At 74.6% G+C, this 21,530-nt stretch carries 20 protein-coding genes; 6 read left to right on the top strand and 14 right to left on the bottom strand.

Translation table 11 applies throughout. The features are described 5' to 3' along the window. Window positions 1-2: 2 nt before the first annotated feature. Window positions 3-374 carry a hypothetical protein gene (locus ACFFKU_RS12055; RefSeq protein WP_380138231.1) on the bottom strand — a complete coding sequence of 124 codons (372 nt, stop codon included), beginning with the start codon at window positions 372-374 and terminating at the stop codon, window positions 3-5. A 37-nt stretch (window positions 375-411) separates the two neighbouring features. Between ACFFKU_RS12055 and ACFFKU_RS12060 the strand changes: the two genes are divergently transcribed. After that, the gene (locus tag ACFFKU_RS12060; protein ID WP_380138233.1) at window positions 412-1,389 is read left to right on the top strand and encodes a P1 family peptidase; all 978 of its coding nucleotides are present in this window, start codon (window positions 412-414) and stop codon (window positions 1,387-1,389) included. A 99-nt stretch (window positions 1,390-1,488) separates the two neighbouring features. Here the strand turns inward: ACFFKU_RS12060 and ACFFKU_RS12065 are convergent, their stop codons facing one another. Both ACFFKU_RS12065 and ACFFKU_RS12070 read right to left on the bottom strand, forming a co-directional pair. Continuing rightward, complete coding sequence (locus ACFFKU_RS12065) at window positions 1,489-2,478, bottom strand: TerC family protein (RefSeq protein ID WP_380138695.1); 990 nt, start codon at window positions 2,476-2,478, stop codon at window positions 1,489-1,491. A 213-nt stretch (window positions 2,479-2,691) separates the two neighbouring features. Next, window positions 2,692-3,936 (bottom strand): PucR family transcriptional regulator, encoded by a 1,245-nt coding sequence (locus tag ACFFKU_RS12070; protein WP_380138235.1) that lies wholly within the window; start codon window positions 3,934-3,936, stop codon window positions 2,692-2,694. A 292-nt stretch (window positions 3,937-4,228) separates the two neighbouring features. Here ACFFKU_RS12070 and ACFFKU_RS12075 point away from each other — a divergent pair, with 292 nt between their 5' ends. The 4 genes from ACFFKU_RS12075 to ACFFKU_RS12090 all read left to right on the top strand — a co-directional run bounded on the left by ACFFKU_RS12075 (window position 4,229) and on the right by ACFFKU_RS12090 (window position 8,296). Beyond that, entirely contained in the window at window positions 4,229-5,545 is a 1,317-nt protein-coding gene (locus tag ACFFKU_RS12075) for a D-alanyl-D-alanine carboxypeptidase family protein (protein WP_380138237.1), read from the top strand. Beyond that, window positions 5,545-6,381, top strand: coding sequence for a glycerophosphodiester phosphodiesterase family protein (locus ACFFKU_RS12080; RefSeq protein WP_380138239.1), 837 nt, complete (start codon window positions 5,545-5,547; stop codon window positions 6,379-6,381). Before ACFFKU_RS12075 ends, ACFFKU_RS12080 begins: the two co-directional genes overlap by 1 nt. 34 nt (window positions 6,382-6,415) lie before the next feature. After that, on the top strand, window positions 6,416-7,816 hold the full coding sequence (locus ACFFKU_RS12085) for an MFS transporter (RefSeq protein WP_380138240.1): 1,401 nt from the start codon (window positions 6,416-6,418) through the stop codon (window positions 7,814-7,816). Window positions 7,817-7,951: 135 nt separating this feature from the next. Next, window positions 7,952-8,296, top strand: coding sequence for an RNA polymerase-binding protein RbpA (locus ACFFKU_RS12090; protein WP_380138242.1), 345 nt, complete (start codon window positions 7,952-7,954; stop codon window positions 8,294-8,296). A gap of 30 nt (window positions 8,297-8,326) precedes the next feature. Here the strand turns inward: ACFFKU_RS12090 and ACFFKU_RS12095 are convergent, their stop codons facing one another. The 4 genes from ACFFKU_RS12095 to ACFFKU_RS12110 all read right to left on the bottom strand — a co-directional run bounded on the left by ACFFKU_RS12095 (window position 8,327) and on the right by ACFFKU_RS12110 (window position 12,665). Then, window positions 8,327-8,902 (bottom strand): FxsA family protein, encoded by a 576-nt coding sequence (locus tag ACFFKU_RS12095; RefSeq protein WP_380138243.1) that lies wholly within the window; start codon window positions 8,900-8,902, stop codon window positions 8,327-8,329. Beyond that, window positions 8,899-10,539 carry an apolipoprotein N-acyltransferase gene (lnt, locus tag ACFFKU_RS12100; protein WP_380138245.1) on the bottom strand — a complete coding sequence of 547 codons (1,641 nt, stop codon included), beginning with the start codon at window positions 10,537-10,539 and terminating at the stop codon, window positions 8,899-8,901. Before lnt ends, ACFFKU_RS12095 begins: the two co-directional genes overlap by 4 nt. Window positions 10,540-10,975: 436 nt before the next feature. Then, entirely contained in the window at window positions 10,976-11,791 is an 816-nt protein-coding gene (locus ACFFKU_RS12105) for a hypothetical protein (RefSeq protein ID WP_380138247.1), read from the bottom strand. 7 nt (window positions 11,792-11,798) lie between these two features. Then, on the bottom strand, window positions 11,799-12,665 hold the full coding sequence (locus tag ACFFKU_RS12110) for an SCO4651 family lipoprotein (RefSeq protein WP_380138249.1): 867 nt from the start codon (window positions 12,663-12,665) through the stop codon (window positions 11,799-11,801). A 116-nt stretch (window positions 12,666-12,781) separates the two neighbouring features. Here ACFFKU_RS12110 and ACFFKU_RS12115 point away from each other — a divergent pair, with 116 nt between their 5' ends. Beyond that, on the top strand, window positions 12,782-13,783 hold the full coding sequence (locus ACFFKU_RS12115; RefSeq protein ID WP_380138251.1) for a 5'-3' exonuclease: 1,002 nt from the start codon (window positions 12,782-12,784) through the stop codon (window positions 13,781-13,783). 36 nt (window positions 13,784-13,819) lie between these two features. On the opposite strand, the gene ACFFKU_RS12120 is transcribed toward ACFFKU_RS12115, so the two are convergent. The 7 genes from ACFFKU_RS12120 to ACFFKU_RS12150 form a co-directional block, all read right to left on the bottom strand. After that, entirely contained in the window at window positions 13,820-16,627 is a 2,808-nt protein-coding gene (locus ACFFKU_RS12120; protein ID WP_380138253.1) for a DEAD/DEAH box helicase, read from the bottom strand. 48 nt (window positions 16,628-16,675) lie between these two features. Continuing rightward, window positions 16,676-17,626, bottom strand: a complete 951-nt coding sequence (locus ACFFKU_RS12125; RefSeq protein WP_380138255.1) for a diacylglycerol/lipid kinase family protein — start codon at window positions 17,624-17,626, stop codon at window positions 16,676-16,678. A 1-nt stretch (window position 17,627) separates the two neighbouring features. Then, window positions 17,628-18,392: a twin-arginine translocase subunit TatC gene (gene tatC, locus ACFFKU_RS12130; RefSeq protein ID WP_380138257.1), complete on the bottom strand. Its 765-nt coding sequence runs from the start codon at window positions 18,390-18,392 to the stop codon at window positions 17,628-17,630. A 117-nt stretch (window positions 18,393-18,509) separates the two neighbouring features. Continuing rightward, a complete protein-coding gene (gene tatA, locus ACFFKU_RS12135; protein WP_380138259.1) occupies window positions 18,510-18,800 on the bottom strand; it encodes a Sec-independent protein translocase subunit TatA in 291 nt (96 codons plus the stop codon). A gap of 277 nt (window positions 18,801-19,077) precedes the next feature. Next, a complete protein-coding gene (locus tag ACFFKU_RS12140) occupies window positions 19,078-19,416 on the bottom strand; it encodes a hypothetical protein (protein ID WP_380138261.1) in 339 nt (112 codons plus the stop codon). Window positions 19,417-19,513: 97 nt separating this feature from the next. After that, window positions 19,514-20,542: a helix-turn-helix transcriptional regulator gene (locus tag ACFFKU_RS12145; RefSeq protein WP_380138263.1), complete on the bottom strand. Its 1,029-nt coding sequence runs from the start codon at window positions 20,540-20,542 to the stop codon at window positions 19,514-19,516. Continuing rightward, window positions 20,539-21,513, bottom strand: a complete 975-nt coding sequence (locus ACFFKU_RS12150; RefSeq protein ID WP_380138265.1) for a helix-turn-helix transcriptional regulator — start codon at window positions 21,511-21,513, stop codon at window positions 20,539-20,541. Before ACFFKU_RS12150 ends, ACFFKU_RS12145 begins: the two co-directional genes overlap by 4 nt. Between the last annotated feature and the right edge of the window lie 17 nt (window positions 21,514-21,530).

Raw genomic sequence — 21,530 nt, forward strand, 5'->3', positions numbered from 1 at the left:
GCCTACCTCCCCCGCCCGCTGCGGCAGGCCGCCGCGTAGAAGGGAGCCGCGGACAACGCCACCAGCACGTGCCCGCGGCTGCGAGCCGGGACCCGCGGCACCAGGGCCAGCGGCAGGGCCACCGGCAGCAGCCGCAGCAGGGCGCGGTCGCGACGCTGCAGCAGGGCCAGGGCGCCGAGTCCCGTCGTCGTGACCGTGAGGACGTAGAGCGCGTGGTGGACCCACCGGAACCCGCCGAGGTGCACCCGCCCGGAGGCTACTGCGAGACCGAGGCCGCAGTTGGCGGCGTAGGCGATCATCGCGGGCCGCAGCACCACGGCCGCCCGCAGCGACGGGGATGCGCTCGGGGACGGGGGTGCGGGCGGGAGCGGCACCCGCGCCACTATGCCCGACCCGGCCCAGACTGACCGGATGAGCCCGGGATCCCTCACCGACGTCACCGGCCTGCGGGTCGGACAGGTCACCCACCACGGCGGGGGACGGCTCACCGGGGTGACCGTGGTCATCCCCCCGGTGGGCACCGTCGGCGGGGTCGACGTCCGCGGCGGCGGGCCGGGCACCCACGAGACGGATGCGCTGGATCCGACCACGCTCGTCCCGACCGTCGACGCGATCGTGCTGACCGGGGGCAGCGCCTACGGTCTCGCGACCGCCCACGGCGTGCAGCGGCGGTTGGCCGAGCTGGACCGGGGGTACCGGGTCGGCACGGGCCCCGGAGAGGTGGTGCCCATCGTGCCCGCCGCGGCGATCTTCGACCTCGGGCGGGGCGGCGACTTCCGGGCCCACCCCACGGAGGCCGACGGCTACGCCGCGGCCCGGGCCGCCGAGGGACCGGACGGGGTCGTCGTGGCCCGGGGCACGGTCGGCGCCGGCACCGGGGCCGTGGTCGCGGGCCGGTGGAAGGGCGGGGTGGGGACGTCCGCGTCGCGGCTGACCGACGACGCGACGGGCCTCCTCACCGTCGCGGCGCTCGTGGTGGTGAACGCCGCCGGGCACCCGGTGGCCGGCGCCCGATCCGCCGCGCCCGTGGAGCCGGACGGGTCGGCGGGACCCTCGGGAGCCACGGCGTTGAACACCACGCTCGTCGTCGTGGCCACCGACGCCGCGCTCGACCCGGCCGAGACCTCGCGCACCGCGACCGCGGCGCACGCCGGCCTGGCCCGCGCCCTGGACCCCGTGCACACCCTGCTGGACGGCGACACCGTCTTCGCCCTGGCCACCGGCGCGGTCCCGCTCCCGACCGACCGGGACGGGCGGGTCGCGGCCCTCGTCCGGGTGCAGGCGGCCGCCGCCGAGGTGGTGCGCGCCGCCGTCCTCGACGCGCTCCAGCAGGCGGACCCGGTCACGGTCGCCGCCACGGGCCGGCACTGGCCGCGGTGGCCCGGCTGATCCGGCGGGACCGCTCCACGGCCGGTCCGGGACGCGGCGAGGGCCGCGCCCGGATCGGACGCGGCCCTCGCTGGGTCGTGCTGGGTGGCGCGGGGTGGATCAGTGCCGGTCGGGGCGGTCGCCGCTGTCGACCGGGTCCTTGACCAACGACGGCACCTCCTCCTCGCGGGGCCCGCCCACCTGGACCCCGTCGTCGTGCTTCTCCTCGGCCGGTTGCGGGTTGCGCAGGCTGAGGACGATCGCCAACGTCAGGGCTATCACGATCACGCACAGGCTGATCCAGCTCGGGATGTGCGGGATCGACTCGCTGATGACCTCGTGCCCGGCCTGGAAGAACAGCTTCACGCCGATGAAGGCCAGGATGAACGCCAGCGCCTTGCTCAGCAGGTGGAAGCGCTCCAGCAGCCCCGAGAGCATGAAGTACAGGGCGCGCAGCCCCAGGATCGCGAAGGCGTTGGACGAGTAGACGATGTAGGGGTCGGAGGTGACCGCCAGGACGGCGGGGACGCTGTCGACCGCGAAGATCAGGTCGGCCGCCTCGATGGCGGCGACGACGGCCAGCAGCGGGGTGCCGAAGCGCTTGCCGGCCTCCTTGATGAAGAACTTCTGGCCGTGGTACTCGTCCTTCAGCGGGATGATCTTGCGGATCAGCCGGACGCCGAAGTTCTTGTTCGGGTCCACGTCCTCGTCGTCGTCCTTGAGCATCTTGACCGCCGACCACAGCAGGATCGCGCCGAAGACGAACAAAACCGCGGTGAACCGCTCGACGATCGCGACGCCGAGGCCCAGGAAGATGCCGCGGAACACCAGGGCGCCGAGGACACCGAAGAACAGCACCCGGTGCTGGTACTCCCGGGGCACCTTGAAGTACCCGAAGATCAGCGCGAAGACGAAGAGGTTGTCGACGGAGAGACTCTTCTCCAGCAACCAGGCGGTCGTGTAGTCGACACCGTGGTCCACACCCCGGGTCAGGAAGATGATGACGCCGAAGATGATGGCCACGCCGACCCACACGGCGCTCCAGATCGCGGCTTCCTTGAATTCGATGACGTGGGCTCCGCGGTGGGAGAAGAGGTCGATCGCCAGCATGACGAGGATGACCGCCGCCAGCGCGATCCACGCCCAGAGAGGTACGACGTCCACGAGGGGTCTCCTGAGGGGCTCGGAAAAGTTCGGGTCCCGACCATCGTGACCGCCGCGAGGCGCCTCCGTCCTGGTCGGAACGGGAGAACTTCGCGGCGTTACGTTGCCGGAACCCGGCAACGAAGGGGAGGGTGACGAGGTTCCCGTCCTGTCCTCGCCTCAGTCGTCGACGATCTCCGTGCGGTCGGGCCACCCCAGCGCCCGTGCCGCCGTGACCGCGGCCTGCAGCGCGAAGGCGTCGGCCGCACCCCCCGGATCGATGCCGGTCAGGGCCCGGACGCGCGCCAGCCGGTACGTCACGGCCCGCACCGACAGGTGCAGCCGGCGGCCCGTCTCGGTGGCGTTGCCCCCGCTGCGGAGGTACACGTCCAGCGTCTGCAGGTAGGGCCCCGCTCCCCCGCGCGCCTCGCGCAACCCGCCCAACGTCGACTCCACCAGGTCGGCCGCCGCGGCCCGGTCACGCAGCAGCACGTCGAAGACCAGCAGGTCCGCCGCCTCGGCCACCCCCGGGGGCAGGTCCAGGCGCCGGGCCAGGTCCACCGCCCGACGGGCCTCGTCGTAGGAGGCGACCACCCCGGCCGGGCCGCTGCGGGCCCGGGAGAGCCCCGCCCGCCACCCGCTGCGCTGCGGGGCGTCCAACGCCCGCACGAGTCGCTCCTGCAGGCGACCGTTCGCGGCCGCCTCGGGCGCGGCGAACACCACGACCAGCGCCCCGTCCTTCGTGGCCACCAGCCCGCCCGTCCCGACGTGGGCGTCGAGCAGGACCCGTTCCACCGACGGCAGCAGGTCCACCGCCGACGTCCCCGCCCCGGTCCGCACGACGGCGACGGCGTGCGGCGCCTCCAGGTCCAGCCCGTAGCGCTGGGCCCGGCCGAGGAGACCGGGCACGTCGGAACTGCCCGCGAGCAGCGCGTCGACGAACTCGCGGCGCTCGCTCTCCTCCTGTCGGACGACCCGGCGACGGGCCTGCTGGTAGCCCTCGGTGATCGCGGCGACGGCGTCGTCGGCCGCCCGCAGCACCACCTCACCGGCCCGGACCACCCCGTCGGGATCACGGGCCGCGTCGCGCACGACGGGCAGGGTCCGCCACAACCGCCAGGCCGCCGAGAGGTACAGGTCGAGCAGGGACCGCAGCGCCACCCCGGCGAGGGCCGCCTCCTCCCCCGTCCGGCGGTAGCCGTCCATGCGGGACCCGGGCAGCCGTCGACGGGCCTGGACCGCCTCGCACACGTCGGGCAGGAAACCGGCGAGCAGGGCGGGGTCGAGACCCCCCGCGTCGTTGGCCGCGGCCCCGGCGACCGTCGCCAGCGTCCGCTCCGAGGGGCCGGCCCCGAGCCGGTCGCCGAACCGGTCGCCGGGCGGGTGAGCGGGGTCCGCGGGCTCGGGACGGGCGGACGGGGGCACCCCGGCAGGGTGCCAGGCCAGGACGGACGCCCCCGGCCGGGGGACCGCTCCCCTCCTTCCGGTGTAGGCCGGTCGGGTGAGTCGTGGAACTCATCCGAACGGTTGATTGACGGCTTGTGACGTGATTCACCTCACAAAAGCTGTCCACACCTGGATGTCGGACCTTCAACTGCCGAGGTACCGACAGGTACTGTCGAAGCACTTCCCGACACCGAGCCCCCGCCAGGGCTGCCGAGAACCTCCACCATCCGACCCGGGCCCGCCGCCCCCGAACGACCTGGACGTAACCGACTTGCAGCCCTCCACGCGACCTCACCGGCGCCTGCGTTCCGCCCTCCTCGCCACCTCCGCGGTGGTCGGGACGGCCGGCCTCTCGCTCGGTCTGGCCCTCGGAGGAGCCGTCGTCGGCCCGGTCGCCGCGGCCTCCGCCGCCCCCCTCACCGCCCCCCTCACCGCTCCCTCGGCCTTCGTGGCCGCCCCCTCGCCCGAGGAGGTCGAGGCCGCCCGACAGGCGGCCGCCGCCTCCCGCGCCGCGGCCGACGCCGCCCAGGCCCAGCTCACCGGGGCCGAGGCCCAGCTCGACGCCCTCGCCGCGCAGGCCAACGCGGCCCTCGAGCGCTACCAGCAGGCCGTGGAGGCCCGCCAGGCCGCCGAGACCGAGGAGGCGACCCAGCAGGAACGGCTGCGGGTGGCCGAGGAGACCCTGGCCCGCGGCAAGGTCGAGATGGGCCAGTGGGCCTCGCAGGCCTACCGCGGCGGCGGCACGCTGCAGGAGTACTCCGGCCTCGTCAGCGTCCTGCAGGAGGGCAACACCGACGACGCGGCCAGCGCCCTGGCCTCGGTCAAGCGCATCGGCGACGGGCGCACCAACGCCGTCAACGAGTACGAGCAGGCCAAGATCGTCCAGGTCGACGCGACCGAGCGCGCGGCGGCGGCCGCGACCGAGGCGCGCACCCAGGCCGAGGCCGCCACCGCCGCCAAGCAGGAGTCCGACCGCCTCGTCGCCGAGCAGCGGACCCAGGTCGCGGCGCTCGCGGCCCTGCAGGCCAGCGCGGCCGCCGGCGCCGACGCCGACTCCCAGAAGGCCTCCCAGCTCGCCGCCGAGCGGGCCGCGGAGCTCGCCCGGCTCGCGGCGCAGTCGCGCTCGAGCGTCGGGATCTCGGGCGGCGTCACCGGCACCGTCGGGGACTGCAAGGGCTCCTCCACCTCCGGCTACCCGAACGGGATGATCCCGCGCTCGGCGCTCTGCCCCCTCTACGGGACCAGCTCGCACGTGCTGCGGGCCGACGCGGCCAACGCGTTCAACCAGCTCAGCCAGGCCTACCAGCAGCAGTTCGGGCGTCCCCTGTGCGTCACCGACTCCTACCGGACGCTGGCCGAGCAGATCGACGTCAAGAAGCGCAAGCCCAGCCTGGCCGCCACCCCCGGCACCTCCCGCCACGGTCTCGGCATCGCCGTGGACCTCGGGTGCGGGGTGCAGAGCTACGGCTCGGCCCAGTTCCTCTGGATGAAGCGCAACTCGGCCGTGTTCGGCTGGATCCACCCGAGCTGGGCCGACCAGGGCGGCAAGGGGCCCTTCGAGCCCTGGCACTGGGAGTACTCCGGCTGATGGGGCCCTCCGGGGGCCACGGGGGCGCCGCCTGGCCGCCGCCCCGGCACCCCTTCTGCGCGGTCGGCACCCCGTTCGCGATGGCCCACCGGGGGTTCTCCCTGGACGGCCGGGAGAACTCGCTGGCCGCCTTCGCCGCGGCCGCCGACCTCGGTCTCACCCACGTCGAGACCGACGTGCGCTGCACCGCAGACGGCGTCCTCGTCGCCTTCCACGACGACCGGCTCGACCGCGTCACCGACTCCGTCGGTCTGCTGGCCGAGACCTCCTGGGACCGGGTCGCCCGGGCCCGGATCGGCGGACGGGAGGCCGTGCCCCGTTTCGAGGAGGTCCTGGCGGCGTTCCCGCAGCTGAGGATCAACGTCGACTGCAAGGTGGCCGAGGCCGTCGAGCCGTTGGCCGAGGTCGTCCGCCGCACCCGCAGCGCCGAACGCCTGCTCATCACGTCCTTCTCCGAGCGGGTGCGGCAGGCGGTCGTGACCGCCGCGCACTCCTCCGCCGGACGGGTCGCGACCTCGGTCGGCAGCGCGCGCGTCGCCGCCGTGCTCGCCGCGGCCCGCGCGGGCAGCCGCTTCGGGGTCCGGGCCGCCCTGGCCGGGGCCGACGCCCTGCAGATCCCGGTCCGCACGCACGTCCTCGGCATGTCGGTCCCCGTCGTCACCGAACGGCTCGTCGAGCTCGTCCACGCCGGCGGGGCCCAGGTGCACTGCTGGACCATCGACGACCCGGTCCAGATGAGCGCCCTGCTCGACCTCGGCGTCGACGCGGTCATCACCGACCGGGCCGACCTGGCCCGCGCCGAACTCCTCCGTCGGGGTGGTCCCGGCCCGTCGTGACCCGCCGGGGTCGCGGGTCCGGCAGCATCGAGCCGTGACCCCGGTCCCACCCCCCGCGCCCCCGGTCCCCTCGGCGGCCGGTCCCGCCGACCCGCTGCGTCGGGCGCGGCGCAGCTGGTACGTCTACGACTGGGCCAACTCGGCCTACGTGACCACCACCCAGACCGTCCTGTTCGCGCCCTACCTGACGGTGGTCGCCCGACGGGCGGCCTGCCCGGGGCTCGCCGAGGGCGAGGTCTGCCGGACCCCGCTGTCGGTGCTGGGTGTGCCGGTCGCCGCCGGGTCCCTGGCCCTCTACACGATCACCGCGGCCACGCTGCTGTCGGCGCTGCTCCTGCCGCTGGTCGGGGCCCTCGTCGACCGCAGCACCCACCGCCACCGCTGGCTGGGCGTGTTCGCGGGGATCGGGGCGGTCGCGGCCACCGCGATGGCGGCGATCGGGGGTGACCGCTGGCAGCTGGGGGTGCTGCTGGCCCTGGTGGCCACCGCGTCGCTCGTCTGCTCGCTCGTCGTCTACGACGCGTTGCTCTGCGACGTGTCCCCGCCCGAGGACCGGGACCGCACGTCCTCGCGGGGGTGGGCCCTGGGGTACCTGGGCGGGTTCCTCCTGCTGGCGCTCAACCTGGCGCTGGTGACCTTCCCCGGCGCCCTCGGCCTCGACGCCGGGCAGGCCGTGCAGGTGTCGCTCGCCTCGGCCGGGATCTGGTGGGGCGTCTTCACCCTCGTCGCGCTCGCCGGGCTGCGCACGCTGCCCCGTCGCGACCCGGTGGCGGACAGCCGGGTGGCCGGACGCGGGCCCGGCGCCCCGTTCCGGCAGCTCCTCACGACGCTGAAGGGGCTGCGCCGCTACCCGCAGGTGCTGCGCTTCCTGCTCGCCTACCTGATCTTCAACGACGGGATCCAGACCGTCATCGCCGCGGCCAGCATCTACGGGGCCGAGGAGCTCGGGTTCAGCACGTCGCAACTGGTCACCACGATCCTGCTGGTCCAGGCCGTCGCCTTCGTCGGGGCCCTGCTGTTCGGTCGGGCGGCGGGCCGCTTCGGGGCCAAGAACACCGTGCTGGTCGGTCTGGTGCTGTGGTCGGTCACCGTGCTGGCCGCCTTCGGCGTGCCGCGCGGGGCGTTCACCACCTGGCTGCTGCTCGCCGTGCTCATCGGACTGGTGCTCGGCGGGACGCAGGCCCTCGCCCGCTCGATGTACTCGCGACTGGTCCCGGTCGGTGCCGAGGCGGAGTACTTCAGCCTGTACCAGGCCGGGGAGCGCGGGACGAGCTGGCTGGGGACCCTGATCTTCGGGCTGGTGGCCCAGCTGACCGGCTCCTACCGGCCGGCCATCCTGGCCCTGCTGGCCTTCTTCGTCGTGGGCGCCGTCCTGCTCCGACGGGTGGACGTCACCGAAGGTGCGAGACAGGCCCAGGGTGGTCACACTCAGTGACACAGCTTGATCGGTCCGCACACATGACCTCCACAAGCCGGAGGCAGGATGCCGGAACAGCGGGCCCCGTACCGACGTTCCGCTAGCAGAGTCCTTTCCCCCTCAGTCGTCGGGAGAGGACGGTAGGGAGTTCAGATGAGCGAGCGAAACCTCCGGGGCTCCCGCCTCGGATCGGCCAGTCTCGAGAGTGAATCCGGCGTCGAGCCGGCGGAACGTCAGCAGATCACCTACCACTGCCCCAACGATCACACGGTCGTCGTGCCGATGTCGTTGGAGGCGGAGGTGCCTCCGCTGTGGGAGTGCCGCTGCGGTGCCGAGGCCCTGCGGGCCGACACCGACGCGCCGGAGAAGAAGGCGGTCAAACCGCCCCGGACGCACTGGGACATGCTCCTGGAACGTCGGACCATCGCCGAACTCGAGACCCTGCTCGACGAGCGGCTCGAGCTGCTGCGTCGGCGCACGGTGAAGCAGAGCGCCTGAGGTCCCCAGCCCCCGCCGGGGCCGTGACGGTCAGCGACCGTCGCTCACCTCGCGCGGGGGAAGGACCTCGCCCTCGACGACGTCGTCACGGCGGTCGTCACGACGATCGGCAGGAGCGGCCCCGCCACCCCCGTGGCGGGGCCGTCGTGCGTCCGGCCCCGGCGTGACCGGGCGCCCGTCGACGAGGACCGTCGCCCGTCCCTCGCGCACCGCCCGCTCGACCCGCCGACGGGCCCACCGGGCCCCCAGCGCGGTCAACGCCCGACGCGTCGGCGGGAACAGGAAGAGCAGGGCCAGCACGTCGCCCACCAAGCCCGGCAGGACCAGCAGCACTCCGGCCGCGCCGACCAGCAGCGCGTCGCCGACGCCCCGCGAGGTCCGTCGCGCCGCCGGGGACCCCGGCGCCTGCGCGGAGACCTCCCGCAGCGCGGCCAGACCGGACCGCCCGGCCCGGCGCAGCACCAGGATCCCGGCCGCGGTCTCCAGCACGAGCAGCGCCACCACGCCGACGACCCCGATCAGGTCGGCCAGCACGGTCAGCAGCCAGATCTCGACCCCCAGCAGCACCAGCAGTCCGAGCAGGATCCAGGGTGCGCGCGACCTCACGGGACGACCTCCGGTTGGCGGGCGGGGACGGGCGGCCCGGCGGGCCCCCGCCGACGACCGGTCCGGGGGCCGCGGCGCGCGGTCCCCACCAGGACCAACGCGAGGACGCACAGCCCGAGTTCCGGTGCCGACCCCAGGCGCACGGCCCACGTCGTCGACGTGCGCAGCGGCACCTCACCCTGCAGGACCGCGCGGGTGAACAACCGGCTCGACTCCGTCGCCCGGCCGTCGGGGGTGATGATCGAACTGACCCCCACCGTCGAGATCTGCACCACGCTGCGCCCGGTCTCGACGGCCCGCAGCCGCGACATGGCCAGCTGCTGCACCGCCTCGTCGCTGAAGCCGAAGGTCGCGTTGTTGGTCTGCACGACGATCATCTCGGCCCCGTCGCGGACCGCCTGCACCGGCAGGTCGTCGAAGGCCACCTCGAAGCAGATGACGTCGCCGACCCGGACCCCGTCCATCTCGACCACGCTCGGGCCGCTGCCGTGGACGAAGTCGTGGCGGACCAGGTCGACCTTGTCGCTGAAGATCCGGAAGAACGACCGGTAGGGCATGAACTCGCCGAAGGGCGCCGGGCGGTGCTTCACGTAGCGGCGCAGGTTCTCCACCGTGGCCCCCGACAGCCCCTCCCCCGGCAGCGACACCAACCCGGCGTTGGACAGGTCCGGTGCGGGCTCCTCCAGCACGGCCCCCACCAGGACCGGGGCGTCGATGGCGTCGGTGGCCTGCTCGATGACGGCCGCCGCGTCGGGGTTGCGCAGCGGGTCGATGTCGGAGGAGTTCTCCGGCCAGAGCACCAGGTCCGGCTGCGCCGCCCGGCCCTCCCGGACCGCCCGCGCGAGCTCCAGCGTCGCGTTCGCGTGGTTGTCCAGGACCGCCCGGCGTTCCGCGTTGAACTCCAGGCCGGCCTCGGGCACGTTGCCCTGCACCGCGGCGATGCGACGCGTCCCGTCCTCGGCCGCGCTCGGGCGCGGCACGAGCGCCCCGACCGCGCCGACCAGCACCGCCAGCACCGCGGCGACGGCGAAGGCCCGCAGCCGGCCCGCCCCCCGGGCGGCGTCCGGCGGGGCCGGGACCCGGCGCAGCGCCAGCAGCCCCCACCCCAGCAGTGCCCCCGCCAGCACGGTCACGAACGAGACCGCGGCCGAACCCCCCAGCGCCGCGAGCCCCAGCGTCGGGGCGTCCGCCTGCGAGAAGGCCACCTTGCCCCACGGGAACCCCCCGAAGGGGAACCGGGCGCGGGCCGCCTCCAGCGCCACCCAGCCCGCCGCGACCGCCACCGGCCCCAGTCCGAGCCGCGACCGCAGCAACCGCGGCAGGAACGCCCCGTAGACGCCGTAGAACGCGGCCGAGACCACCGCCAGGGCGGTCCACGGGAGCAGGCCCACGTAGATGCCCGACCAGTGCAGGTGCGGGAAGAGGAAGACGAAGCCGAACACGAACCCGAGCAGGGCGCCCCGGCGGGCGCGGGCCCCAGCGCTCGCCACGACCAGCAGGGCCACGCCGAGCGGGGCCGCGGCCCACCAGCCCGCGGCCGAGACCGAACCGGGGAAGGCCGACCACAGGGCCGCTCCGCCGACGGCGGCCAGCAGGAGTCCGGGCAGCAGCCGGGGCGGGGAGGTCAGGGCGGGCACCCCCGCAGGTTACGTCGGCCGGGCGGCCCGGACGGACGCGTCGCTCGACCGATGGACCGGTGGAAGGGGGCGCGAGCGGCGACGAGATGCAGGCCGGGCCCGTGGCGCCCCTCGTGCCGTCGCGGCCCCCGATGGCATCGAGGGTCGCGCCGTTGTCTAAGGGCGCGCGGGCCCGGCCTCGCCCACCTCCGGCGTGGGGGCCTCGTCGACGTCGCAGGTGGTGCGGCTGCGATGCCGGGCGGGACCCCGTCGGCCGGTCTCGTACGTGAGCTGCAGGACGACGCTATCGAGCTGCCCCCGACTGTCAACCGGGCGCTGACCTGTGGCGATGCGCATCGCCACAGGTCAGCGGGGTGGCCCGGGAACCGGTTGGCGACGAGGTCCCCGGCGTGTCGTGCGGCGTGTCGTTCCGTGATCAACTAGCTACGGAAAGTCCTCACGCGTCGCTCAGAGTGTCGTACGTCACACGTCCGCCGATCGCGGTGCGGCGGCACACCGGGAGCTCGGCCCCGGGGGCGAGGTCGGGCAGCACCGGGGTTCCGGCCCGCGCATCGGTGCTCCAGGCGGCCACCCGCCGGTCCGGGGTCTGCACCAGCAGCTCGTCCACGTCCCAGACCGCGTAGCTCGCGCCGGCGCCGGCCGACAGCCCGCCCTGACCCCCGTCGCCCCCGGGCTCCAGCACCGTGCCCGTGGTCGCCGCCAGCCGACGCGGACCACGCGTGTGGGCCAGGAAGGCCGCCCGGGCCGACACCCCCCGCTCCGGGTGCCCGTCGGGGAAGACGGCTGCGCGCAGGACGGCCCAGGGCGAGAGGGGCGCACCCCGACCCGAGGACAGCGCCAGGACGACCCCGGCCGCGGCGAGGGCGGCGAGGTCCACCGGGTCGCGGTGGTGCCGGGCGGGCACCGCCAGGACACCCCGCCCCCGGTCGGCCAGGCCGGCCGGATCGACGAGGTCGCCCGCGTCGGGGTCGACCACGAGGAGCGAGGAGGGGTCGACCGGCCCGGCCGCCGGGGCGAGCACCCCGGCCGCGCCGGCCGCGTCCCCGGGGGCGGCGAGCAGGTCCACGAAGACGGGGGTGACCAGGCGCCCGGCGAGATCGACCACCTCGTCGTCGGGCTGCACCCACGGCCCCGCTCCCGCGTCCGGCCCCACCCAGGCGACCCGTCCGCCCTCGACCACCATGGCCGTGGCGAACGGGTCCTGGGCGGAGTAGACGATCCCGTTGCGGTAGAACCGCCGCCCCGCGCTCATCTCCCGCTCAGGCGCCCTGACCGGCCCCGGCGAGTCCGGCCGGCGCCTCGATCACCGACGCCGCGTCGGGGGCCTGGACCTGCACGTCGGAGCCCCAGTCGTAGAAGTCCATGCTGATGTTCACCTTCATCTCCCCGGCGGCCCCGGCGGAGGACACCTCCTGGGTCATGCGCACGGGACGGTTCTGGTCGTCCACGTAGAGGGTGAAGGGCACCGAGGTGACGCCGGACTCCTGCAGGGCCTTCTCGGCCTCGGGGTTCTGCTGCTCGGGCGGCAGCAGGTCGTAGGCCTTCTGCGGGTCGATCGTGCCGGAGAAGCCCCGGGCCTGGACCCCGCGGACGGTGGTCGGCTCGACCTCCTTCACGTCGTCGGCGACGGCCTGCAGCTGCTCCAGCTGGGCGCTCGGGTCCATCTGCGCGGTGTTCAGCCCCGCCCCGGCCATGCCGTCGAGCGGCATCTTCATCCACTGGCCCTCACCGGTCAGCGGGGCCCCGGAGAGGTACATGACGCCGTCGACCAGGCGCAGCTGCAGGGATCCGCCCACCTCGGCCGGCAGCGACATCGTCATCTCGAAGGCACCGGCGTCGGTGAAGGCCCCCTCACCGGTGATGTCCTGGGACTGCCCGCCGGCGTCGGTGGTCATCGTCAGCGCGAACTTGGCGCTGCCGGCCTCCTTGGACTGCTGGGCCGAGGCCTGCACGACCTGGAAGGCGGACAGCTCGGTGGACGGCGAGGTCACCGAGGCCGACGGCGCGGCCCCCGCGTCGCCGTCCGAGCCGGACGTGCACCCGCCGAGGGTCAGCGCCAGCGCCGCGGCCGCGGCCACGGTCAGACCGGCGGAACGGTTGCGGAACGTGCGTCGGACAATCGTCATGATCGAGATCCCCTCACCCTGAGAACAGCTGCCTGACTACCCCATCAGCCTGCGTCGGCAGCCGCCCGTCGGCATCACCCGATCGGTCCCCCGGACCTCCGACGCAGGGTGCAAGGATGCCCCGCATGCGCTCCGGCGACCTCCCGACGTCCCCCGGCGACGCCCCGGCCGAGGGGCCGCCCGCGGACCGGCTGCTCCTGCTGGACTCCGCGTCGCTGTACTTCCGGGCCTTCCACGGGGTCCCGTCCTCGGTCACCGCCCCCGACGGCACCCCGGTCAACGCCGTCCGCGGCTTCCTGGACTCCATCGCCCACCTCGTCACGACCCGGCGGCCGACCCGGCTCGTCGCCGCCTGGGACGACGACTGGCGCCCGGCCTTCCGGGTCGCCGCCCTCCCCTCCTACAAGACCCACCGGCTCGCCCCGGACGGCGGGGAGGAGGCGCCGGACGCGCTGCTGCCGCAGGTGGACGTCATCGTCGAGGTCCTGGCCGCGCTCGGCATCGCCCGGGTCGGGGCGCCCGGTCACGAGGCCGACGACGTCCTGGCCACGCTGGCCGAGCAGGCCCGGACGACCCCGGGGACGGAGGTCGACGTCGTCACCGGTGACCGCGACCTGTTCCAGCTCGTCGACGACGCCGCCGGGATCCGCGTCCTCTACGTCGGCAAGGGCGTGCGCCGGGCCGAGACCGTCGACCAGGCCTGGCTGGCCGCGAAGTACGGCGTCGGCACCGGGGCGGGCTACGCCGACCTCGCCATCCTGCGCGGGGACCCCTCCGACGGCCTGCCCGGGGTCGCGGGCATCGGGGAGAAGACCGCCGCGGGCCTCGTCGGCCGCTTCGGCGACCTCGCCACCCTGCGGGCGGCCGCCGCCGACCCGGGCGCCGACCTCAGCCCCGGGCAGCGCACGAAGCTGCTCGGTGCCGGCCCCTACCTCGACGCGGCCCCCACCGTCGTGCACTGCGTCCGCGACGCGCCGCTCGTGCGCTACGGCGGGGTCGAGACCGACGCGCTGCCCCGGACCCCGGCCGACCTCGACCGGCTCGGGGAGCTCGTGCACCGGTGGGGCCTGCAGTCCAGCGTCGAGCGCGTCCTCACCGCGGTCGCCGGGACGCCCTGAGGCACCGGCCGGGCCGGCGAGGTCAGGTCAGGTCGGTCAGGTCAGGGTCGTGTGCGCGACCACCCCGCGCCGGACCAGCTCGACCGCCTCCCGGGCGGCCGAACGGACCGCGGGGTCGAGGGCGGCGGCGCCGATCTGGTCCAGCAGGTCGATCAGCTGCTTGCACCGGCGCACGAAGTCCCCCGCGGCCAGGTCGGCGTCGCGCAGCACGGCGTCGAGCCGCCGTCCCGCGGCCCAGTGCCGGACCGCCTCGACCAGGCCGTCGTCCGGTTCCCGCGTCTGCGGCACCTTGTGCGCCTCCTCGCGGTCGGTCAGGTCGCTCCACAGCCGCACCGTGGTCTCCAGCGCGTGCTCGACCACCCGGGGCGTCCGGCGCTCGCCCCCGCCCTCGTCCCGGCGCGACTCGTTGACCAGCACCGACACCGCCGCGGCGAGCTGGGCCGCGTCCAACCCGGTCCAGGCGCCGTGGCGCAGGCACTGCGCGACCAGCAGGTCGGTCTCGGCGTTGATCCGGCGCAGCGTGCGCCCCCACTCGGTGACGGCCTGACCGTCGGGGGTGAGGTAGCCCAGCTCGGCCAGCAGGTCGCAGACCCGGTCGAACGTGCGGGCGATGGTCCCGGTGCGGTTCTCGACCCGGGCCGTGAGCTGCTCGGTCTCCGAGCGCAGCTTGGCCTCGCGCACCGCCCACCGGGCGTGCTCCTCCCGGTCGGAGCAGCCGTGGCAGGGATGGGCGCGCAGCTCGGCCCGCAACCGGGTCAGCACGACGTCGTCCTGGCCGCCGCCGGCAGCCCGCCGCCGGCCCGGGGGCAGGTCGCCACCGCCGATCTCGGCCAGCGCGTTGCGCAGGGAACTGGCGAGGTCCCGGCGCGCCTGCGGCTGGCGCCACTGGAAGTTCTTCGGGACCCGCACCCGGGTCAGCGGGTCCGGCGGGGTCGTGAAGTCGTGCGCGTCGATGGTCCGGACCTGCCGGTCCTGGGTCAGCACGCGCGGCGAGGGACCCTCGAACCCCTTGCCCTCCACCAGGTCCAGCACGACCGCGAACGCCGCGCGACGGCCCCCGGGCAGCCGCACGACGTCGCCGCTGCGCAGGGTCTCGACGGCGGCCCGGGAGTCCTGCCGACGCTGCGCGGCCCCGAGCCGGGTCAGCTCCTTCTCCCGCGCGGTGATCTGCTGGCGCAGCGCGAAGTACTCCCGGAAGTCCCCGAGGTGGCAGGTCATCGCCTCGACGTAGCCCTGCAGCCCCTCGCGGTGCTCCTTGATCTGCTGGGCCTGGCCCACCACCGCGCGGTCCGCCTGGAACTGCGCGAAAGACGTCTCCAGGATGTCGCGCGCCCGTTCCCGCCCCACCTGCTCGACGAGGTTGACCGCCATGTTGTAGGTCGGACGGAAGCTGGAGCGCAGCGGGAAGGTGCGGCGCGAGGCCAGCCCGGCCACCGACTCGGGGTCCGTCCCGGGCCCCCACAGCACGACGGCGTGGCCCTCGACGTCGATGCCGCGGCGACCGGCGCGCCCGGTGAGCTGGGTGTACTCCCCCGGGGTCACGTCGACGTGGGTCTGCCCGTTCCACTTGGTGAGCTTCTCCAGGACCACCGAGCGGGCCGGCATGTTCACCCCGAGGGCCAGGGTCTCGGTCGCGAAGACCGCCTTGACCAGCCCGGCCGCGAACAGGTGCTCCACGGTCTCCTTGAAGACCGGCAGCAGCCCGGCGTGGTGGGCGGCCAGCCCGCGCTCGAGGCCGTCGAGCCACTCCCAGTAGCCCAGCACGGCGAGGTCGGAGCTCGGGATGTCGTTGCAGCGCAGCTCGACCGTCCGGCGGATCTCGGCCCGCTCCTCGGGCGTGGTCAGCTGCAGGCCCCAGGCCACGCACTGCTGGACCGCCGCGTCGCACCCGGCCCGGCTGAAGATGAAGGTGATCGCCGGCAGCAGGTCGGCCGCGTCCAGGGCGTCGAGGATCTGCGCCCGGGAGGCCCGCGGGGTGCCGGCCCGGGGTGCCCCCGCCCGACCGGACCCGCGCGGCGGCGGGGCCCCCCGGCGGCGCCCGCGCGGGGCGGTGTGGGCCAGCCGGTCGGCCCGCAGCTGCTGCCGGGACATGGCCACCAGCTCGGGGTTGACGACGGCTCCGGGGACGAGCGACCCCTCGTCGCCCTCCAGCGGGTCGCCGTCGATGTCGGTGAACAGGTCGTAGAGGCGCGCGCCGACCGCCAGGTGCTGCCACAGCGGGACCGGGCGGTGCTCGGAGACCACGACCTCGGTGTCCCCACGGACCGTCCCCAGCCAGGCCCCGAACTCCTCGGCGTTGCTGACCGTCGCCGACAGCGAGGCGACCAGGACGTCGGAGGGCAGGTGGATGATCACCTCCTCCCACACCGCCCCACGGAAGCGGTCGGCCAGGTAGTGGACCTCGTCCATGACCACGTAGCCCAGCCCGGCGAGCAGCGGGGACCCCGCGTAGAGCATGTTGCGCAGCACCTCGGTCGTCATGACGACGACGGGCGCCTCGGCGTTGACCACGTTGTCGCCGGTGAGCAGCCCGACGGAGGCGGGACCGTGGCGGGCCAGCAGCTCGGCGTACTTCTGGTTGGAGAGGGCCTTGATCGGCGTCGTGTAGAACGCCTTGCGGCGCTGCTGCAGGGCCAGGTGCACCGCGAACTCGCCCACCACGGTCTTGCCCGCCCCGGTCGGGGCGGCGACCAGGACGCCGCGTCCGGCCTCCAGCGCGGTGCACCCCTGCACCTGGAAGGGGTCGAGCTCGAACCCCAGCGTCGCCGCGAAGGCCGCCAGCTGCGTGCGGGAGAGCTCGGTGCGACGGCGCGCCGCGGCATAACGTTCGGCAGGGCTCGCCATGCTCGCGACAGTACGTCATGGACCCCGGCCCCGGCTCCTCGCCTCGCCTCAGGCCAGGACGCGCAACGCCCCGCGGACGACCTCGCAGGTCAACGGCAGCGGCGCCAACGGCTCCCCGTCGGCGTGCGGCAGCGGTCGTCGGGCAGGGCGCTCGCCGCGGCGCAGGACGGCCGTGTCCTCGCCCGGTTCCAGCCGCACCCGCCGCGCCCGGTGCACGTGGACCGCGGGATGGTTCAGGTGTCCCCCGGACCGCACCCGGGGCAGCACCCGCAGGGCGGCCGGGCCGGACAGCGCGTCGACCACCACGACCTGCAGCACCCCGTCGGTGGGATCGGCACCGGGCGCCATGGTGAGGCCGCCGCCGTAGGACCGGGTGTTGGCCAGGGCCACCAGCAGGACGTCCTGCTCGACGACGTGCTCGTGGGGGCCCGGGTCGAGGACGAGCCGCAGCGGCAGGGGCCGCACGGTCACGAGCTCGCGCACGGCGGCCAGCGTGTAGCGGGCCGGCCCCCGGGGGAAGCGCCAGCGGTTGGCCCGTTCGTTGACCAGCGCGTCCACCCCCGAGGCGAGGGCGGAGACGTACCAGAACGGCCCGACGCCGGGATCGTCGGACCCGACCCGGACGGCGTCGAGCTCGCGGACCCGGCCGGCGGCGAGGGCCTCGAGGACCAGCGCGGTCCCCCGCTCGGGCGCACCGAGCGGCAGGTCGAGCCCACGGGCGATGTCGTTGCCGGTCCCGGCGGCCACGATCCCCAGGGCGACCCCGGTGTCGGCGACGGCCTGCACGGCCGCGTGGACCAGACCGTCCCCGCCGACCACGACGAGCGCGTCCAGCTCGTCCGCGTTCGCACGCACCCGTGCGGTCGCGGTGGCCAGGTCCCCGCCGCTGAGGTCGAGCACGGTGTGACCGCCGGCCCGGACCTCGGCCCGGACCCGCTCGCCCGCGCGTCGACCGGCCCCCCGCCCCGCTGCGGGGTTGACCAGCAACCCGATGGTCACCTCAGAGCGGACTGGCCGCGTCGTCGTCGAGGGCCGAGTAGTCCTCGGTCGGGTTGTTGCGGGCGCGCCGCTTGTCGTTCAGGAAGCAGATCAGCGTCGCGATCGCGAACAGCACGATCATCGGCAGGGCCATGATGATCATCGTCAGCGCGTCCGGGGTGGGCGTGAAGACGGCCGCGAACAGGAAGCACAGGAACACCACGATGCGCCACGAGGCGAGCAGGTGGCGGGCCTTGAGCAGCCCGGCGAAGTTCAGGGCGACGAAGATGACCGGGACCAGGAAGGCGATCCCGAAGGCCAGCAGCAGCCGCATGATGAACGAGAGGTAGGACGAGGCGGTGATGTAGTTCGTCGCGCCCTCGGTGCTGAACTCGGCCACGAACTTGAAGGTCTGCGGCAGCACCGTGTAGGCGAGGGCCACCCCGGCCAGGAAGAGCGGTACCCCGGCCGTCACGAAGCCGATGGAGTACCGCTTCTCCTTCGTGGTCAGCCCCGGGGTGATGAACGCCCAGATCTGATAGACCCAGATGGGGCTGGAGGCGATGACCCCGACCCAGAGCGATCCCTTGAGCTGGATCTCGATGGGACCGATCACGCTGTCGTAGTTCAGGGCACCAGCGGTCCCGAACGCCTGCATGGGCGCGATCAGGGCGGGCAGGACGTAGTCGGCCCACAGGAACCATCCGGCGATGGCACCGAGCACGACCCCGACGGCCGCCCGGAAGAGCCGCTTGCGCAGCTCGTCCAGGTGCTCCATCAGGGGCATGCGCCCCTCGGGGTCCTTGAGGCGTCTCCGACGGACGCGGGCCTGGGCCACCGCTCTCGCTACCTCGGTTCTTCGGTCGACGGGATCGACGCCGCGGGTTCGGACGCCGGGGACGACTCAGACGTCGCGGCGGGTGCCGGTCGGGTCGGAGACGTGGGTGCCGGTGCCGTTGACCGTGCCGTTGACCGTGCCGTTGACGCGGTCGTTGTCGATCGACGTGGTGAGCGAGGGCGTCTGGCGGGTGCCCTCGGGGTTGTCGTCGTCGTTCTGCATCTCCTTGACCTCGCTCTTGAAGATGCGCAGCGAACGGCCGAGACCCCGAGCCGCGTCGGGGAGTCGCTTGGCGCCGAACAGCAGGAGCAGCACGACGACGAGCACGATGATGTGCCAGGGCTTCAGTGCGCCCATGATGGATCGACCTCCGTGGTTGACGTTGCCCCGGCATCGTACGTCGAGCTCGGGGCCCGACCAACGACCCCGCCCCCGACGGTGGGCCGGTCGGGCCACCGCGGCGGGGCGTCGCCGGGGGTGCCCGTGGCGGTCCGGCTGCCCCGCCGCCGTCCGTGAGAAGCGTCGGAAGAGCGCCGGAACCACGAAGGCACCCGCAGACCGTAACCGGTCGGGGTGCCCTTCGAGGTGGGGATCGCCTGCGAGTTCCCTGTGCGGAACCGCGGGGTCGCCCGGGTCAGCGGGAGGAGCTCAGCCCCCGGGCGGCCAGGCCGGCCAGGTCGTCGCAGGAGTCGAGCACGAGGGCGAAGTCGAGGACGTCGTCCCAGGCGATGGTGCCGCCCAGCTTCTCCTCCATGGCCTCGGCCGGGATGATCCAGCGCTCGACCTTGACGCCCCCGGAGACCAGCAGGGCCACGACGTCCTCGCCGGCGGGCTTACGGACCTCGTCGCCGCACTTGGCGCAGTCGAAGGCGTAGTAGGAACGGTCCTTGGCCGAGCACACGACGAGGCGGACCTGCTTGGGGGTCAGTTCGACGTCGCCGCAGCAGGGGCAGGAGGCCTTGATCGTGGTCATCGGGTTACCTCTCGTGGTTCCTGGGCGGCGTTGTCGCCGCCCGACCCCCAAACCTTCGGCACGGGGTTGACAAGTCTTGAACCACCACGCTCGGCCATCAGGGTGACGGTCGAGCACCCTCCGCCGCTCCCCCCTCGGGGGTCGCCGGGAGCCCGTAGCCGGCGAGGGCGGCCGTGGCCGCCTCCCGGACCTCCAGGGCCAGCGCGGCGGGCTGCACGACGCGCGCCCCGTCGCCCAGGCGCAGCAGGAGCCGACGGACCCAGCGGGTGTCGGCCGCCCGGAGCCGGACCCGCTGCACGGCCGGGGCCCAGGCCCCCTCGGGGGCCTTCTCCACGGACTCCACGGGGTAGTACTCCCCCACCCAGGTCGCCTGCGGCGCGAGGTCGAGGACGACGACCGTGTCCCCGGGGCTCGCGGCGAACAGGGCCGCGTCGACGTCGCGGGGGACGGCCTGGGGCGGTGGGGTGCCGTCGGCGTCGAGGACCTCGGCCGCCTCGATCCGGTCGGCGCGGAACAGCCGGACGCCCTCGGCGCGGTGGCACCACGCCTCCAGGTACCAGCGCCCCTCGACCGTCAGCAGCCGCATCGGGTCGACGTCGCGCACCGTCCGTTCGTCGCGGGCCGGGACGAGGTACGTGAGCCGGACGCGACGGTTGTCGCGCAGCGCGGTCCGCAGCGCGGCGATCGGTCCGGCGAGCCCGTCGGGGTCGGCGGGCCGGACGTCGACGGCGACGACCTCGGCGCCGCGGGCCGCCTCGCCCGCCGCCTCGGACAGCTTGGCCAGCGCCCCGTCCAAGGAGTCGCGGTCGTGCAGACCGGGGACGTCGGCGAGGGTCCGCAACCCGACGAGCAGCGCCACCGCCTCGTCCACGGCGAGCCGGGCCGGCCGGGCGATGGCCTCGGCGTTGGAGAGGTAGACCCGGCCGGTCTCCCAGCGGGCGTCGATGAGGTCGTCGGGCAGGTGCCCCGGCGTCCCGCAGACGAACAGCAGCTCCAGGTCCCGGATGAGGTCCGCGGTCGAGATGCCGAAGTGCTCGGCGGCCTCCTCCAGCTCGATGCCCTGGTGCCGGAGCAGGTAGGGGACCATCGCGAGCAGCCGCGACAACCGTTCGGTCGGGGTCTTCACAGCACCCCCCGCAGCCGTCGGAGGACCGCCTCGCGCAGGTCCGGCGGGTCGAGCACGACGACGTCGGCGCCGAACGAGGCCAGCTCGTCGGCCGCCGGCTCGGTGTCACCGACCTCGACCTCGAGCAGGTCCCAGCCCGCCGGCAGCGGCTCGGCGGCGGCCACCGACCGGCCTCGGCGGCGCAGGGCCAGACCGGCCCCGGCACGCAGGCGCACCCGGGCCGGGCGCGAGACGCGCTCCCCCACCGACCCGGCCACCACGGCGCGGGCGTCGAGGTCGGCCGGCACCGCGTAGGCGCCCGGGCGTCCCACCCGACGCACGCCCGAGACGACCCGGGACAGCCGGAAGACGCGCGGGGCCTGCCGGTCGCGGTCGTGGCCGAGGAGGTACCAGCGCCCGTGCCAGGAGACGACGGCCCAGGGCTCGACCGTGCGGGTGCCCGGCTCCGCCCCGGACCGGCGGTAGTCGAAGCTCACCGCCACCCGGTCCCGGGCCGCGGTGTACAGCGCGTCGAAGGCGGGTTCGGACGTCCGCACCCGCGGCTCCAGACCGACCAACGAACCCTCGTCCGGTTCCACGCCGAGGCTGCGCAGCTTGACCAGGGCGCGCGTGGCGGGGCCGGCCAGGGACGCCTGCTGCCAGACCCGGCTGGCCAGGGAGAGGACGGCCAGCTCCCCCGGGGTGAACGTGATCTCGGGGAGGGCGTAGGCGTCGCGGTCGATGCGGTAGCCCGCCTCGTCGCCGAACAGGGGGTCCTCCCCGCCGGTCATCAGCGGCACCCCGAGCTCGCGCAGGTCCTCCTTGTCGCGCTCGAACATCCGCTCGAAGGCCGAGGTGGTGGCGCAGTCCGCGTACTGGGGGACGGCGGTGCGGATCTGCTCCTTGGTGAGCCAGCGCCGGGTGGAGGACAGCGCGATGACCAGGTTGAGCTGGCGCTCGGTGCGCCGCGCGGTCCTGCCGTCACTGCTCATCGGTGACCGAACTTACC

This window comes from Kineococcus gynurae, from assembly GCF_042433995.1.
In the GTDB taxonomy this organism is placed as follows: Bacteria; Actinomycetota; Actinomycetes; order Actinomycetales; family Kineococcaceae; genus Kineococcus; species Kineococcus gynurae.

Excerpts from the sequence above, each read along its gene's own strand:
- ACFFKU_RS12080 (WP_380138239.1), top strand. The coding sequence starts at position 5,545 with ATGGGGCCCTCCGGGGGCCACGGGGGCGCCGCCTGGCCGCCGCCCCGG.
- tatC (WP_380138257.1), bottom strand. The coding sequence starts at position 18,392 with ATGCCCCTGATGGAGCACCTGGACGAGCTGCGCAAGCGGCTCTTCCGG.
- ACFFKU_RS12150 (WP_380138265.1), bottom strand. The coding sequence starts at position 21,513 with ATGAGCAGTGACGGCAGGACCGCGCGGCGCACCGAGCGCCAGCTCAAC.
- tatA (WP_380138259.1), bottom strand. The coding sequence starts at position 18,800 with ATGGGCGCACTGAAGCCCTGGCACATCATCGTGCTCGTCGTCGTGCTG.
- ACFFKU_RS12140 (WP_380138261.1), bottom strand. The coding sequence starts at position 19,416 with ATGACCACGATCAAGGCCTCCTGCCCCTGCTGCGGCGACGTCGAACTG.
- ACFFKU_RS12110 (WP_380138249.1), bottom strand. The coding sequence starts at position 12,665 with ATGACGATTGTCCGACGCACGTTCCGCAACCGTTCCGCCGGTCTGACC.
- ACFFKU_RS12090 (WP_380138242.1), top strand. The coding sequence starts at position 7,952 with ATGAGCGAGCGAAACCTCCGGGGCTCCCGCCTCGGATCGGCCAGTCTC.
- ACFFKU_RS12105 (WP_380138247.1), bottom strand. The coding sequence starts at position 11,791 with ATGAGCGCGGGGCGGCGGTTCTACCGCAACGGGATCGTCTACTCCGCC.
- ACFFKU_RS12115 (WP_380138251.1), top strand. The coding sequence starts at position 12,782 with ATGCCCCGCATGCGCTCCGGCGACCTCCCGACGTCCCCCGGCGACGCC.
- ACFFKU_RS12065 (WP_380138695.1), bottom strand. The coding sequence starts at position 2,478 with ATGCTGGCGATCGACCTCTTCTCCCACCGCGGAGCCCACGTCATCGAA.
- ACFFKU_RS12060 (WP_380138233.1), top strand. The coding sequence starts at position 412 with ATGAGCCCGGGATCCCTCACCGACGTCACCGGCCTGCGGGTCGGACAG.
- ACFFKU_RS12120 (WP_380138253.1), bottom strand. The coding sequence starts at position 16,627 with ATGGCGAGCCCTGCCGAACGTTATGCCGCGGCGCGCCGTCGCACCGAG.